Annotated in this window: 12 protein-coding genes; 5 read left to right on the top strand and 7 right to left on the bottom strand. The window is 66.2% G+C overall.

All coding sequences use genetic code 11. The features are described from left to right. Positions 1 to 18 precede the first annotated feature (18 nt). Positions 19 to 939 (bottom strand): LysR substrate-binding domain-containing protein, encoded by a 921-nt coding sequence (locus tag BO1_RS27905; RefSeq protein WP_028220374.1) that lies wholly within the window; start codon positions 937 to 939, stop codon positions 19 to 21. Between the two features lie 227 nt (positions 940 to 1,166). Between BO1_RS27905 and BO1_RS53000 the strand changes: the two genes are divergently transcribed. The 4 genes from BO1_RS53000 to hisC are packed head-to-tail and all read left to right on the top strand — an operon-like array spanning position 1,167 to position 6,737. Next, positions 1,167 to 2,459 carry an MFS transporter gene (locus BO1_RS53000; protein ID WP_063744719.1) on the top strand — a complete coding sequence of 431 codons (1,293 nt, stop codon included), beginning with the start codon at positions 1,167 to 1,169 and terminating at the stop codon, positions 2,457 to 2,459. Positions 2,460 to 2,503: 44 nt separating this feature from the next. Continuing rightward, positions 2,504 to 4,189, top strand: coding sequence for a thiamine pyrophosphate-dependent enzyme (locus BO1_RS27920; protein ID WP_028220375.1), 1,686 nt, complete (start codon positions 2,504 to 2,506; stop codon positions 4,187 to 4,189). Positions 4,190 to 4,198: 9 nt separating this feature from the next. Beyond that, on the top strand, positions 4,199 to 5,632 hold the full coding sequence (locus BO1_RS27925; RefSeq protein ID WP_028220376.1) for an aldehyde dehydrogenase family protein: 1,434 nt from the start codon (positions 4,199 to 4,201) through the stop codon (positions 5,630 to 5,632). Then, complete coding sequence (gene hisC / locus BO1_RS27930; RefSeq protein ID WP_043286806.1) at positions 5,625 to 6,737, top strand: histidinol-phosphate transaminase; 1,113 nt, start codon at positions 5,625 to 5,627, stop codon at positions 6,735 to 6,737. Before BO1_RS27925 ends, hisC begins: the two co-directional genes overlap by 8 nt. A gap of 68 nt (positions 6,738 to 6,805) precedes the next feature. Here hisC and BO1_RS53005 read toward each other — a convergent pair whose 3' ends face one another. The 6 genes from BO1_RS53005 to BO1_RS27960 form a co-directional block, all read right to left on the bottom strand. Continuing rightward, complete coding sequence (locus BO1_RS53005; protein WP_043286808.1) at positions 6,806 to 7,753, bottom strand: LysR family transcriptional regulator; 948 nt, start codon at positions 7,751 to 7,753, stop codon at positions 6,806 to 6,808. 84 nt (positions 7,754 to 7,837) lie between these two features. Next, positions 7,838 to 9,088, bottom strand: coding sequence for an acyl-CoA dehydrogenase family protein (locus BO1_RS27940; RefSeq protein WP_028220378.1), 1,251 nt, complete (start codon positions 9,086 to 9,088; stop codon positions 7,838 to 7,840). Positions 9,089 to 9,120: 32 nt separating this feature from the next. After that, positions 9,121 to 9,885, bottom strand: coding sequence for an SDR family oxidoreductase (locus BO1_RS27945; protein WP_028220379.1), 765 nt, complete (start codon positions 9,883 to 9,885; stop codon positions 9,121 to 9,123). A 62-nt stretch (positions 9,886 to 9,947) separates the two neighbouring features. Next, entirely contained in the window at positions 9,948 to 10,976 is a 1,029-nt protein-coding gene (locus BO1_RS27950) for a phosphotransferase (RefSeq protein WP_028220380.1), read from the bottom strand. 54 nt (positions 10,977 to 11,030) lie between these two features. After that, positions 11,031 to 11,705, bottom strand: coding sequence for a histidine phosphatase family protein (locus BO1_RS27955; RefSeq protein WP_028220381.1), 675 nt, complete (start codon positions 11,703 to 11,705; stop codon positions 11,031 to 11,033). Between the two features lie 133 nt (positions 11,706 to 11,838). Further along, positions 11,839 to 12,708 (bottom strand): LysR family transcriptional regulator, encoded by an 870-nt coding sequence (locus BO1_RS27960; protein ID WP_028220382.1) that lies wholly within the window; start codon positions 12,706 to 12,708, stop codon positions 11,839 to 11,841. A 164-nt stretch (positions 12,709 to 12,872) separates the two neighbouring features. Between BO1_RS27960 and BO1_RS27965 the strand changes: the two genes are divergently transcribed. Then, positions 12,873 to 13,904, top strand: a complete 1,032-nt coding sequence (locus tag BO1_RS27965) for an NAD(P)H-quinone oxidoreductase (RefSeq protein WP_028220383.1) — start codon at positions 12,873 to 12,875, stop codon at positions 13,902 to 13,904. Positions 13,905 to 13,951 lie beyond the last annotated feature (47 nt).

The following is a 13,951-nucleotide window of genomic DNA, read 5'->3' on the forward strand; positions in this document are numbered from 1 at the left end:
GTTCGCGCTACCTGCACATCACGCGCCCATCACGCCCCGGCCGATCTTCGCATACGACACGAGCATGGAGGTGAGCGCCGCCGCGATAGGCGAGAGCGGCGGGCTCGCGCGATGCACGATACAGATCGTGTAGATCTTTTGCGGCTCCACGATGGGAATGCGCGCGAGGCCGTCGCGCATCAGGCTGTGCGTGAGCACGGTTTGCGGCAGGGGCGCGAGCAGGTCGGTCCGCGTGATCAATGAAAGCGTGTCGAACAGCGAGTCGCAGACCACGGCGATATTGGGGCGGCCCAGCCCCGCTTCGGCGAACAGGTCGACGATGCTGCTGCCGGGCGCGCCCAGGCTGTCCGCCACGCCGGTGACGATCCATTCGCAGTCGGCCAGCTCCCGGATCGAGCGGCAGTGCGCGCGCGGGTGGCCGCGCCGGCCGACGATGGACGGCTCGGTCGGAAAGAGCGGAATCGTGTGCAGGCCGGTCGCGTCGAAGGGCTCGGGCACCGGCGTGATCGCGATGTCGAGCTGGCCCGAGCGCACGGCCGGCAGCAACGAATGCGAGAGCCCGTGCGTGACGTGCAGCCTTCCGCGCGGATAGCGGCGGCGAAATTCGGGCAGCACGGCTGGCACGAGGTGAATCGATGGCGCCGGCGACACGCCGATATCGACTTCGCCGCCTTCATCGCCCCGCAACTGGTTCATGCCGGCTTCCGCGCGATCGCACTCGCGCAGGATGATGGCCGCGTGCTCGAGCAGGCGCTCGCCGAAGGTGGTGAGCGCCACGCCGTGCGAGGTGCGCACGAACAGCTCCGCCTGCACCGAGGCCTCCAGCTTCGCCACGCTCTTGGTCAGCCCCGCCTGCGATACGCCCAGCGCGCGCGCTGCCGCGCGTACGCCGCCATGGCTCACGATCGACGCGAAATCGCGCAACTGCTGCAGTGTCATGTCTCGCTCCGCCGGGCTTGCATCATGTTGGCCGCGATCTTAAGCGACCTGCCGGGAACCCGGTGATCGCCAAAGGCGAACATGATAGCCAATTTCGGCTTCCCGGGTTATCTCCTGCGTGACACGATTCAGCCACGTTTCGGCTACGGCCAATCCCGCGATAGACGAGGATGTGCCGCATCCACCAGCGAGCTTTTTCATAAAAACACTCAATGGAGATTGGAGACATGCAGGAATTGCTCAAATACCGACGCGTGATTTTCGCGTCGACGGTTGGCAACGTGCTGGAGTGGTACGACTTCATCGCCTTCGGTTATTTGATGGGCGTGATTTCGCGCCACTTCTTTCCGGCGGGGGCGGGCATGTCGGCCACGCTGCTCACGGCGGCGACGTTCGGCGTGTCGTTCGTCGCGCGCCCGGTGGGCGGCATCGTGCTCGGCATCTATGCGGACCGTGTCGGGCGCAAGGCGGCCCTGCTGCTCGTGATCGTGATGATGACGGTGGCCACCGCGCTGATCGGCTTTGCGCCCACTTACTCGCAGGCCGGCGTGGCCGCGACGATCATCATGGTGCTCGCACGCGTGCTGCAAGGCATCTCGGCGGGTGGCGAATTCGGCAGCGCGACGTCGATGTTGATCGAATACGCACCCGCGCACCAGAAGGGCTTGTTCGGCAGCTTCCAGATGTTTGCGCAGGCCGTGGCCGGCGTGCTCGCGTCGCTTGCGGGCGTGCTGATCACGCAGGGCCTCACGCCCGCGCAGCTCGAATCGTGGGGCTGGCGCTTGCCGTTCCTGTTCGGACTGCTGATCGGTCCGGTGGGGCTCTATATCCGCCATCGCGTCGATGAGCCCGAGGTATTCAGGAAAACGATGGAATCGGGCAGCAAGCTGTCGTTTGGAAAACTGTTGAGCGGCTACTGGCGCGAGATGACGATTGCCGCCGCGCTGGTGGCGGGCACGACCATCATGCAGTTCATCTTCAACATCTATATGCCGACGTATGCGGTGAACTACCTGCATATGTCCGCGGGCACGCCGTTCGTCGTGATCGCGTTGTCGGGCGTGGTGCGGATCCTCGCGTGCCCGGCGTTCGGCGCGCTCTCCGACCGGACCGGGCGCAGGAGCGTGCTCGCGTGGGGGTTCGTCGGCAGCCTGCTTGCCGCATGGCCGTGCTTCGCCTGGCTACAGGCGTCGCCCACGCTGGCCACGCTGCTCATGATCGAGCTGATCTTCGGCGTGCTGGGCGCGGCCGTGCTCGGGCCGCTCTCCACCGCGCTCGCCGAGATGTTTCCGATCCACGGGCGCTCGAGTGGTCTCGCGGTCAGCTACAACGTCTCCACCACGATTTTCGGCGGCTTCACGCCGCTGATCGTGACCTGGCTGATCGTCACGACCGGCGACCGGATGGCGCCCGCCTGGTATGTGATCTTCGGCGCGGCGCTGGGCCTCGCCGCTGCTTTGAAGCTTTCGGGCGGGACGCGCGCGCCGCAGTGCGCGACGGACACGCCGCTGCACAACTGAGCCGTGCGCTCACTCATTCTTCGAAATTCGAAAGGAACACCATCATGAACATGACAGGCGGGCAAGCGCTCGTACAGCAACTGGTGCGCGAAGGCGTCACCGATATTTTCGGCATCCCGGGCGTGCAGCTCGACTGGGCGGTGGAGGCGCTGCGCCAGCAGAGCGAGCGAATCCGCTACTGGGTGCCGCGCCATGAGCAGGCGACCGCCTACATGGCCGATGGCTACGCGCGCACCACGGGGCGCATCGGCGTGAGCATGGTCGTGCCCGGTCCGGGGCTGCTCAACGCGATGGCCGGCCTTTCCACGGCGTATGCCTGCAACTCGCGCGTATTGGCGATCAGCGGCAATATTCATTCGAGCGGCGTGGGGCGCGGTTACGGACTCCTGCATGAAATCCCGAACCAGACCCAGGTGCTCGCGAGCGTGACGAAGTGGCAGGGCAGCGCAGCCACCCCGCAGTCGATTCCCGCACTCGTGCGCGAAGCGGTCAAGCAATTGCGCAGCGGCCGGCCGCGCCCGGTGGGCATCGAGATCTCGCACGACCTGCTCAGCGCGAGCGCCGACATTGCCTTGATCGACCCGCCTGCCGGCGAGGACGATGCGGGCCGCGTGCGGCCCGATCCGGCCGCGATCGAGAAGGCGGCGGCGCTACTCGAAGGCGCACGCTTTCCCGTGATCTACGCGGGCGGCGGCGTGCTGGCGGCCGGCGCGAGCGATGCGCTGCGCCGCTGCGCGGAGAAGCTGCAGGCGCCCGTGGTGCTCGACGACAACGCGCAAGGGGCGCTGTCGAGCCGGCATCCGCTCGCGTTGAACACGCTCGGCGGCCGCGCCGTATTTGCGCATGCCGATGTCGTGCTGGTGGTGGGGAGCCGCTTTCTCGACATCATGCAGCCTGCGCCTTCGTGGCCCGCTGCCGGCATCCGCTATATCTACCTGAACGCCGATGCCGCTGACTGGTCGGCGCCGCGTGCGCCGGGTCTCGGCATTGCCGGCGACGCGCGGCTCGGTCTCGATGCGCTCTGCGATGCCTTGAGCGACGCGCGCCGCGTGCCGCCCGCCGATCTCGACGTGGTGCGCGCATGGGCGCAGCGCCAGGCCGACGAGATCGAGCCGCAAAGCGCCTACACGCGCGCGCTGCGCAACGCGATTCCCGACGACGGCATTCTCGTGAACGAGCTCACGCAGGTGGGGTACTTCGCACGACTGATGTATCCGGTCTACCAGCCCGGCACCTTCGTCACGCCGGGCTATCAGGGCACGCTCGGCTATGGCTTCGCGACGGCGCTCGGCGCGGCGGCGGGCAATCCCGGGCGCGCGGTAGTCAGCATCAACGGCGACGGCGGCTTCGGCTGGAACATGCAGGAGCTCGCAACCGCGCGCAAGTACGGCATGGGGCTCGTCACGGTCGTGTTCAACGACGGCCATTTCGGCAACGTGCGCACGATCCAGAAGCAGACGTTCGGCGAGAACATCGCGGTCGAGCTTTGCAATCCGCATTTCGACCGGCTCGCCGCGGCCTTCGACCTGGACTTCGAGCGTGTGTGCAATCCCGCCGAGCTGGAGGGTGCCGTGCGCAACGCGATCGCGGCGCGCGCGCCGGTGGTCATCGAAGCGCAGGTCGGCGAAATGCCGAGCCCCTGGCACCTGTTCCGCCTGAAGGCGCCGCTCAAGCTCGCGGGCCGCGAGGCGCCGCCGAATCCGCTCGGCGAACCCGCCAAGGCCGCGTGAGGAGGCGCCGTGGAAAAGATCGACACGTTCTATTGCGACGGCCGCTGGTTGCCGGTGGACGCAGACACGACGCTCGCGGCATTCGACCCGTGCACCGAACACCAATTCGCCTCCGTTGCCGTCTGCGGCGCAGCGGCTGTGGACCTGGCCGTTGCCGCCGCGCGGCGCGCGTTCGACGGCTGGAGCGCCACGCCCGTTGCCGAGCGGTGCGCGGCATTGGGCCGGGTGCGCGACGCGATGGCGCGCGAGGCCGAGGCGTTCGCCGCCGATCTCGCGATGGAGATCGGCGCGCCGCTCTGGGTGTCGCGCCAGATGCAGGTGCCCATGCCCCTGCGCAATCTCGAACTCGCGATCGAGGCGATTGGCGAAATGCGCCTCGAAACGCGCGTCGCGCATTCGCTCGTCGTGCGCGAGCCGGCGGGCGTGGTGGCGGCGATCACGCCGTGGAATTTTCCGCTGCATCAGATCGTCGCCAAGGTGGGGGCGGCGCTCGCGGCCGGCTGCACCGTCGTGCTCAAGCCGAGCGAGCTTGCCCCGCTGGCGGCCCGGCGTTTCGCGAGGATCGTGCATGAGGCCGGCCTGCCCCCGGGCGTATTCAATCTCGTCTGGGGCGACGGACCGCGCACGGGCGCGGCGCTCGCGGCGCACCCCGATGTCGACATGGTGAGCTTCACGGGCTCCGTGGCGGGCGGGCGCGCCGTCGCGCGCGCGGCGGCCGATACCGTGAAAAAGGTCGCGCTGGAGCTGGGCGGCAAATCGGCGACGATCCTGCTCGACGATGCGCCGCTTGACGATGCCGTGCAGACCGTGCTGCGCCAATGCTTCACGAACAGCGGCCAGATCTGCGCCGCGCAAACGCGGCTGCTCGTGCCGCGCGCGAGGCTGGCCGAAGCCGAGGCCTGGTGCGCGAAGCATGCGCAAGGCTGGACGGTGGGCGATCCATCGAATCCCGAGACGCGGCTCGGGCCGGTTGCGAACGCGCGCCAGTTCGAAACGGTGCAACGTCATATCGAAACGGCGCTGGCCGAAGGGGCGCGGCTCGTGGCGGGCGGTCCCGGCTGGCCGGAAGGCCACACGCGCGGGTATTTCGTGCGTCCGACCGTGTTCTCCGACGTCACGGCGCAGATGACGCTCGCGCGCGAGGAGGTCTTCGGCCCTGTGCTGGCGGTCATGGGCTACGACGACGAAGACGAGGCCGTGGCCATCGCCAACGGCACGCCGTATGGCTTGTCGGGCGGCGTCTGGAGTGCCGATGCCGCGCGCGCGCTGACCGTTGCGCGGCGCTTGCGCACGGGCCAGGTCGTAGTCAATGGCGCGCCGCAGAACCTTGCCGCGCCGTTCGGCGGCTACCGGCAATCGGGCATTGGACGTGAAAACGGGCGCTACGGCGTCGAGGAATTTTTTGAATTGAAGGCCATCCAGGGAGGCTGTACCCATGACTGATACCCACGACTTGACGCTGCGACTGCCGGCACACATTCTGGAGTCCAGACCTTATCTGCCAGGCAAGCCGATCGACGCACTCGCGCGCGAAATTGGCGTGGATCCCGACGCAATCGTCAAGCTCGCGTCGAATGAGAATCCGCTCGGCATGAGCGAGGCCGCACGGGCCGCGCTCGCCCAGGCTGCACACGGAGCCGCGCGCTATCCCGACAATGACTGCCACGCGCTCGTTCAAGCGCTATCGCGCAAGCTCGATGTGCCGGCCAACTGGCTGGTGCTGGGCAATGGCTCGGAGTGCGTGCTGGGGCTCGCCGCGACCGCGTTTCTCGAACCCGGCCGTCACGCGCTCTACGCGCAGTACTCGTTCCAGGCATTCGTCAACGCCGTGCAGCGCACTGGCGCGCAGCACAAGGTTGTGGCGGCGCACGAGCATGGCTGCGATCTGGAGGCCATGCTCGATGCGATCGACAGCGACACGGCACTCGTCTATCTCGCCAATCCCGGCAACCCCACGGGCTCGTTCGTGCCGGGCGCGGCGCTCGAGCACTTCATCGCCCGCGTGCCGCGCGACGTGCCGGTTTTGCTCGACGAAGCGTATTACGAGTATCTGCCCGACGCCGACCACTACGACAGCCTCGCATGGGTGCGCCGCTTTCCGAACCTGATCGTGACGCGCACTTTTTCCAAGGCCTATGGGCTGGCGGGGCTGCGCGTGGGCTACGGCGTCGCTCAGGCACCGCTCGCCGCGTTGCTCAACCGCATTCGCCCGGCCTTCGTGGTGACGGAGCAGGCCGAACGTGCGGCCGTGGCCGCGCTCGACGACGAGGCATTCCTCGCGCGCAGCCGCGTTGCGAACGAGCGCGGGCTCGCGCAGTGGTATGCGGGGCTCGACACGTTGGGGCTGCCGTACTTGCGTTCGCGAGGGAATTTCGTGCTCGTTCAGGTGGGCGATGCCGCCGCGATCAATACCCGGCTCTTGCGCCAGGGCGTGATCGTGCGGCCGGTGGGCGTCTATGGACTGCCGCAATGGCTGCGCATTTCGGTTGGCACCGAAGCGGAGAACGCGCTGTGTCTGGCGGCCTTGAAGACGGCGATGGCGCCGTGAGCGGCCTGCGCGAGCGATGAACGGGACCCGCCGGGCCGACACTGCGAATCCGCAGCAGGTGCCCGGTCCTACGAAGCGGCCGAAGTGCCGCGGCGCTTCGGCTTGGGGGGCTTGGGCGCGCTGGCTGTGCCGCTCATCAGCTCGAGAATCTTGCCGCGCAGCCACAGCCCGGCCTGGTCTTGCTCGCTGCTGCGATGCCAGTACAGATGCCACTCGAGGTCCGGGAGCTGAAACGGCAATTCGAAAATGCGCGCGTCGTGGCGTTGCAGCAGCTGGATGGGCGCGGTGAGCGCGAGATCGGTGCGCAGCGCCACGAGCGGCGCCACCATGTAGTGCTGGACGCGCATCTGTATGCGCCGCTGCTTGCCGATCTTTTTCAGCTCCGCGTCGACGAAGCCGCTGCCCTGGCGGCGGCTCGACACCTGAATATGGCCGAGCGCGAGGTAATCGTCCATGGCCAGCGTCTCGCCCGCAAACGGGTGGTCGTGACGCAGCATGCACGCATAGTGGTCGTTGCCGAGCGGCGCCTGACGCAGTTGCAGGTCGTTCACGAGCGGCACGTCGATCGCGAAGTCGATCTTGCCTGTGGCCAGCGCGGTGGACATCTCAGTGCGCGGCGTGAAATAGCATTCGATGCTCATGCCGGGCGCCTGCTGCTGCAGCAGCTCGCCCAGCGCGGGCAGCAGGATCGCCTCGCTCAAATCCGGCATGCTGAGCCGGAACGTGCGCTCGGAAGTGGCGGGCACGAACACGTCGCCTTCGGTCGCGCTCGCTTCGAGCAACTGCAGCGCCTCGCGCACGCGGCCGATGATGTTCTCGGTGAGCGGGGTGGGCACCATGCCCGTGGACGTGCTCACGAACAGCGGGTCGTCGAATGCCTTGCGCATGCGGGCCAGCGCATTGCTGACGGCGGGCTGCGTGATGAAGAGCGCCTCGGCCGCGCGCGTCAGATTGCGCTTTTCGTAGATCGACTCGAATACGACGAACAGATTCAGATCCAGCTTGGGTGAACGCATCTCACGGTCTCCGTTTGCCGTCATCATAAACGAGCGGCGCCGTGACGATGCGTTCGCGATGGGTCCAGTCCCGTGCGCAGGGGATCAGTCCCGCAGCGGCGCGTTCAGGTAGGCCGCCATGGTGCCGAACCGCTCCTTGCCGCGCGCAAGCTCCATCTTGGCAATGGCCTGGAGGTGGACTTCGTCCGGGCCGTCCGCGTAGCGCAGCGCGCGGCCCCAGCTCCAGTGATCGGCCAGCGGCGTGTCGGGGCTCACGCCCATTGCGCCGAATACCTGCATCGCGCGGTCGCAAACCGTCGTGTAGACCTGCGGCACCAGCGCCTTGATCATCGAGATTTCTTTACGCGCCGATTTCGCGCCCACCTCGTCGATGAGCCATGCTGCCTTGAGCACGAGCAGCCGGGCCTGATCGATTTCGATGCGCGACTTCGCGATCCATTCGCCGACCGTGCCGTGCTGATGAAGATACTTGCCGAAGGTCTTGCGCTCCTGCGCGCGCTCGATCATCAGTTCGAGTGCGAGCTCCGCCGCGCCGATCGAGCGCATGCAGTGGTGAATACGGCCCGGCCCAAGGCGTGCCTGCGCGAGCGCGAAACCGCTGCCTTCCTCGCCGAGCAGGTTCGAAGCGGGCACACGCACGTTGGTGAACGTGATCTCGCAATGGCCTTCCGGCGAGACATGGTTCATGACCGTGATATTGCGCACGATCTTCACGCCCGGGGTGTCCGCCGGCACGAGGATCATGCTTTGCTGGCGGTGTGTTTCCGCGTCGGGGTCGGTCTTGCCCATCACGATATAGATCTTGCAGTTCGGATGCGCTGCGTTCGTGATGAACCATTTGCGGCCGTTGATCACGTAGTCGTCGCCGTCGCGGCGGATCGACGTCGTGATGTTCGTCGCGTCGGAGGAGGGCACGTCCGGCTCCGTCATGGCGAACGCCGAGCGGATCTTGCCCTCCATCAGCGGCTCGAGCCACTGCTCGCGCTGCGCCGGCGTCGCGAACATGTGCAGCAGCTCCATGTTGCCGGTATCGGGCGCGTTGCAGTTGAATACCTCGGAGGCCCACGAGACGCGGCCCATGATTTCCGCGAGCGGCGCGTATTCGAGGTTCGTCAGGCGCGTGCCGGGTTCGTCGTCCTTCAAGTGCGGCAGGAACAGATTCCACAGGCCTTCGGCTTTGGCGACGGCCTTGAGGTCTTCCATGAACGAGACGGGATAGTGTCCCGCGTGCACTTCCTCGAGCCATTGGCGCTGGCGCGGCACGATGTGCTCGTCCATGAAGCTGCGCACGCGGCGGATCAGGTCCTCGACCTTGGGGCTATAAGCGAAATTCATGATGTATTCCTTGTGTACGCGTGTACGGTGGGCTAGATCGTCAGGCCGCCATCGACGACGATGCACTCGCCGTTCGTATAGCTCGCCGCGTCGGACACGAGATAGAGCACGGTGCCCGCCATTTCCTGCGGCTCGGCGTGGCGGCGCAGCGGGATCTCGCTCATCCACTGGTCGTAGATGTCCTTGTTCTCGAACAGGGCGCCGGCGAACTTCGTCTTCGTGAGACCAGGCAGCAGCGCATTCACGCGGATGCCGAGCGGGCCGCATTCCTTCGCGAACGCACGGGTCATGTTGACGACGGCCGCCTTCGTGATCGAGTAGATGCCCTGGCGGTCGCCGGGCTGCAGCGCATTGACCGAAGCGGTGTTCACGATGACGCCGCGACCCTGCGCCTTCATCAGCTTGCCGGCTTCGACCGACATGAAGAAGTACCCGCGCACGTTCACTTCGACGGTCTTGTTGTAGGCGGCGAGGTCGGTGTCGAGGATATGGCCGAAATACGGATTGGCGGCGGCGTTGTTGACGAGAATGTCGAGGCGTCCGTGCGTGGCGCGGATATGCTCGAACGTGGCCGAGATATCTTCCATGCGTCCGACGTGGCAGGCGAAGCCTTCGGCGCTGCCGCCGTTCGCGCGGATGTCCGCGGCAACGGCTTCGCATTCGTCGAGCTTGCGGCTCGACACGATCACATGGGCGCCTTGCTCGGCCAGCAGCCTGGCGATGGCTTCGCCGATGCCGCGGCTTGCGCCGGTCACAAGGGCAATCCGGCCCGAGAGGTCAAACAGGTTCGTGGTCAATCTCGTCTCCTTGATTCGGGATCAGTAGCGGGGCGCACGCGATGCGTGTTCCGCGTGTTTCGTCAGTCAATCAGTTCCGCTGCGAGCGCGGCGAGCGGCTCCACCATGCCGCCCACTTCGTGCGCGTTCGCGTTCGACGCGTTGCCCTGCAGGGCGCGCGCCTTCACGCCCTGGGCAATCGAAGCGAGGCGGAAGAAGCTGAACGCCAGATAGAAGTTCCAGTGCTCGATGCCGGGCAGGCCACGCAGTTCGCAGTACTGCGCAATCATCTCGTCTTCCTCGGGGATCCCCAGCGCGGCACGGTCCTGCCCGCGCAATCCCGTGATATGCCCCTTCGACGGCAGGCGCAGGCACATGCAGAAGTACGCGAGGTCCGCGAGCGGATTGCCGAGCGTCGAGAGCTCCCAGTCGAGGATCGCGCGCACGCGCGGGGCGTCGGGGGCGAAGATCAGGTTGTCGATGCGGAAGTCGCCATGCACGAGCGCGGGGCGTTGCGTGTCGGCCGGGCAATGCGCCGGCAGCCACTCGATCAGCGCCTCCATCGGCGCGACGCGCTCCGTTTCGGCGGCACGATATTGCTTGGTCCAGAGCTCGATCTGGCGCTGGAAGTAATTGCCGGGGCGGCCGTAATCGCCGAGGCCGACGCGTTCGGGATCGACATCGTGCAGCGCCGCGAGCGTCGTGACGATTGACGCGTAATAGTCGCGCCGTGCCTCGCGATCGACTTCGGGCAGCGCGGGGTTCCAGAAAATGCGTCCTTCCTCGTAGCTCATCAGATAGAACAGGCTGCCGATGACTTCGCGGTCTTCGCAGAGATGCCAGACGCGCGCCACGGGAACCGGCGTTTCGGCGAGCGCGCTCAGCACGCGAAACTCGCGGTCGACGGCATGCGCGGACTTGAGCAGTTGCCCCGGGGGCTGGCGGCGCAGCACGTAGCGGCCGCCCGGCGCTTCGATGAGCCAGGTGGGGTTGGACTGGCCGCCCGGGAATTTCGTCGCGCGCACGGGGCCGCGAAAGCCCGCGAGGTGCTGTTCAAGGTAGGGCGTGAGCCGGTCGAGGTCGAGCGACGCTCTGGTGGATTCGCTGGTCATATCGTTCGCTGCTGGACAGGTCGTGGTGGATCTTGGCTTCGATGGGCGGACGGACTAGCCGTAGGTTTGAAACGCGTGGCGTTGCGGATCGTCGAGATGGGCGATGCCGTTGAAGCTCGACAGTTGAACCGCCTCGCGGTTGAAGTAGCATTGCGTCACGCTGCTATTGCGGATCTGCATGTTCAGCGCGATGGCCGTCGCGGCGGGCGCTTGCAGCAGCTGTTGGACGAACGAGCCGATCACGCCGCCTGACGTGACCACGAGCACGCGTTGCGCACCGCTTTGCTGGATGGCGGCGCGGGCATCGGCCACGCGCCGCTGGAATGCGCTCCACGTTTCGGGCGCACGCCCGTCGAGCGCGCCTTCGGTCCACAAATGCAGAACCTGCCGCAAGGCCTTGAAGAACTCGCGCGGATCGCGCTTCACGGCGTCGGCAAGGCTGCGATGCTCGTCGGGCAGGGCGGCAAAGAGCGCGTGGAAATCGTATTCGTCGAGTCCCGCGTGAACGTCGCGCCCGGACGGCAGGCCCGGCAGCGTGCGCCGGATCGCGTCGAGTGTCTGGGCGTGGCGCCGCAGCGTGCCGGTCATGAGGTGGTCGAACCGGACGCCAATGCGCGCGAAATGCTCGCCGAGCCAGAGGCTTTGCTGCTCGCCTGCTTCCGAAAGCCGGTCGTAATTGTCCGTGCCAAAGGACGCCTGGCCGTGCCTGATCAGGTAGAGTTCCGCCATCGCTTCGCTAGCCCTTGAAGTAGTGAGGCTAGCTTAGAGGCAGCGCCGGTATTGATGAAGTTTATTTGCTGAATGAACCGGCATTCACTGCGGTGATGGTTGCCGGGGCGTTCGCCGGCCCCCAACCACACACTCATTCAGACTCGAACCCCTGAGAAATCTCGTCGATCAACGCCCTGATGCGCGCAGTCTGCCGTAGATCCTGATGCGTCACGAGCCATATTTCATACGGCTTTTCCCGGGTACGTCCAGGCCAGATCCGGATCAAGCCATCGGCCGCGCCAATGTTGACGGGTATTTCACCGATCCCGATGCCCGCTTTGACGGCCGCGCGCAGACTCAAGTTGGAGTTTACGCTGGCGGAGATCCGGCCGCCGTGAACCGGTTCGCCGGCGAGTGCTGGCACGCGCATGGCCGCCATATACGGCTGATACACCGCCAGGTCGTGGCCCGCAAACGCCTCGCCCTCGACGGGCAAGCCATGGCGCTCCAGATAGCCACTGGAGGCAAAGAGCCCCATTTCCCAGCTTGCGAGCCGCCGCGCAACGAGTCCGGGCTGGGTCGGGCGGACGGTCCTCAGCGCGATATCGGCGTCGCGCCTGGCCAGATTGACGAGCTGCGCCGACGTATTCAACTGGATCGTGACGTCGGGGTGTTTTGCGCGCAGGCGCTCGATCGCCGGAATCACGAATTCTAGCGCGAGCGCCTCGGTGGTCGTCACCTTGATTTCTCCGGCAAGGCGCTTGTCCATGCCCTGCGTGCGCCGCGAAAGATCGTGCGCCGAGCGCTCCATCAGTTCGGCCGGCGCCAGCGCGAGCTTGCCCGCCTGAGTGAGCACATAGCCCGTTGACGTGCGCACGAAAAGCGCGGCTCCGAGCGCGTGCTCGAGCGCGGCAAGGCGTCGGCCCACCGTCGCCTGATCGAGCTTCAGCGAGCGGGCCGCGGCGCGCAAGGTGGATTCGCGATGGATCGCGAGAAAGATTCGTGCGTCGTCCCAGTTCATGGTGCCTCCAGATCGAGTGATGCATTTTTGCATCACTCGGCCGGCAATTTACTGCGTGGCGCGAAGCAGCCCGAAAACTATACTCGGTCGCAGATCCGATGCGGGCGATTCAGTGACTCAACCAGATTCAGCCGCCCCTCGTTCACGCTTGTGAGGATGACACGATGTCGAATGCAACGACCCCGATTCCGGCCACCATGCCGGCCGTTGAAATTACCCGCCCGGGCGGCCCGGAGGTTCTGGTGCCTACGGTGCGCCCGGTGCCGGTGCCGGGTGCCGGCGAGGTCCTGATCCGGGTTCACGCAGCGGGCGTCAATGGCCCCGATGTCTTTCAGCGCAAGGGGCTTTACGATCCGCCGCCGGGCGCGTCGGATCTTCCGGGCCTCGAGGTGGCGGGCGAGGTCGTCGCGCTCGGCGCGGGCGTGACGCGTTTTGCAATCGGGGATCGCGTTTGCGCGCTGGTTCCGGGCGGCGGCTACGCCGGGTACGCCACCGCGCACGAGTCGAATACGCTGTTCATTCCCGAGGGATTGAGTGTGGTCGAAGCGGCCGCGATGCCTGAGACCTTTCTGACCGTGTGGCTGAACGTTTTCCAGCGCGGCCAGTTGGCGAAGGGCGAGACCGTGCTCATTCACGGCGGGGCGTCCGGGATTGGCACGACCGCCACGATGTTTGCGAAAGCGCTTGGTGCGGGGCGCATCATCACGACCGTGGGTTCCGAGGAGCAGCGCGTGGCCAGTCTTGCGCTGGGCGCTGATCTCGCGATCGATTACCGGCAGCTGGATTTCGTTGAGGAGACGATGGCGTTCACAGGGAGCAAAGGCGCCGATGTGATCGTCGATATCATTGCCGGCGACTATGTGGCGCGCAATTTCGCAGCCGCGGCCGTGAACGGGCGGATTGTGCAGATTGGCGTGATCAAGGGGCCGGCCACGCAGGTCGATTTGTTCCCGATGCTTGCGAAGCGTCTCACGCATATGGGCTCGACGCTGCGCTCGCGCACGCATGAGGAGAAGGCTGCGATCATTCGTGAGCTTGAGATGCATGTCTGGCCGCATGTGCGGAGTGGCGCTGTGAAGCCGGTGATTTATCAGCGCTTTGCGCTTGAGTGTGCGCGTGATGCGCATGTGTTGATGGATTCGGGTACGCATATTGGCAAGATCGTGTTGACCACGCAGGCGGGTGCCGGGGATTGAAACTGGCGTTGGCATTTACTTGTTTTCGCGGCGGGCCGCAAGCGTTG

The sequence above is a fragment of the Paraburkholderia oxyphila NBRC 105797 genome, from assembly GCF_000685075.1.
In the GTDB taxonomy this organism is placed as follows: domain Bacteria; phylum Pseudomonadota; class Gammaproteobacteria; order Burkholderiales; family Burkholderiaceae; genus Paraburkholderia; species Paraburkholderia oxyphila.

Coding starts and splice junctions, on each gene's coding strand:
- BO1_RS27905 (WP_028220374.1), bottom strand. CDS start 939: ATGACACTGCAGCAGTTGCGCGATTTCGCGTCGATCGTGAGCCATGGC.
- BO1_RS53000 (WP_063744719.1), top strand. CDS start 1,167: ATGCAGGAATTGCTCAAATACCGACGCGTGATTTTCGCGTCGACGGTT.
- BO1_RS27920 (WP_028220375.1), top strand. CDS start 2,504: ATGAACATGACAGGCGGGCAAGCGCTCGTACAGCAACTGGTGCGCGAA.
- hisC (WP_043286806.1), top strand. CDS start 5,625: ATGACTGATACCCACGACTTGACGCTGCGACTGCCGGCACACATTCTG.
- BO1_RS53005 (WP_043286808.1), bottom strand. CDS start 7,753: ATGCGTTCACCCAAGCTGGATCTGAATCTGTTCGTCGTATTCGAGTCG.
- BO1_RS27940 (WP_028220378.1), bottom strand. CDS start 9,088: ATGAATTTCGCTTATAGCCCCAAGGTCGAGGACCTGATCCGCCGCGTG.
- BO1_RS27950 (WP_028220380.1), bottom strand. CDS start 10,976: ATGACCAGCGAATCCACCAGAGCGTCGCTCGACCTCGACCGGCTCACG.
- BO1_RS27955 (WP_028220381.1), bottom strand. CDS start 11,705: ATGGCGGAACTCTACCTGATCAGGCACGGCCAGGCGTCCTTTGGCACG.
- BO1_RS27960 (WP_028220382.1), bottom strand. CDS start 12,708: ATGAACTGGGACGACGCACGAATCTTTCTCGCGATCCATCGCGAATCC.
- BO1_RS27965 (WP_028220383.1), top strand. CDS start 12,873: ATGTCGAATGCAACGACCCCGATTCCGGCCACCATGCCGGCCGTTGAA.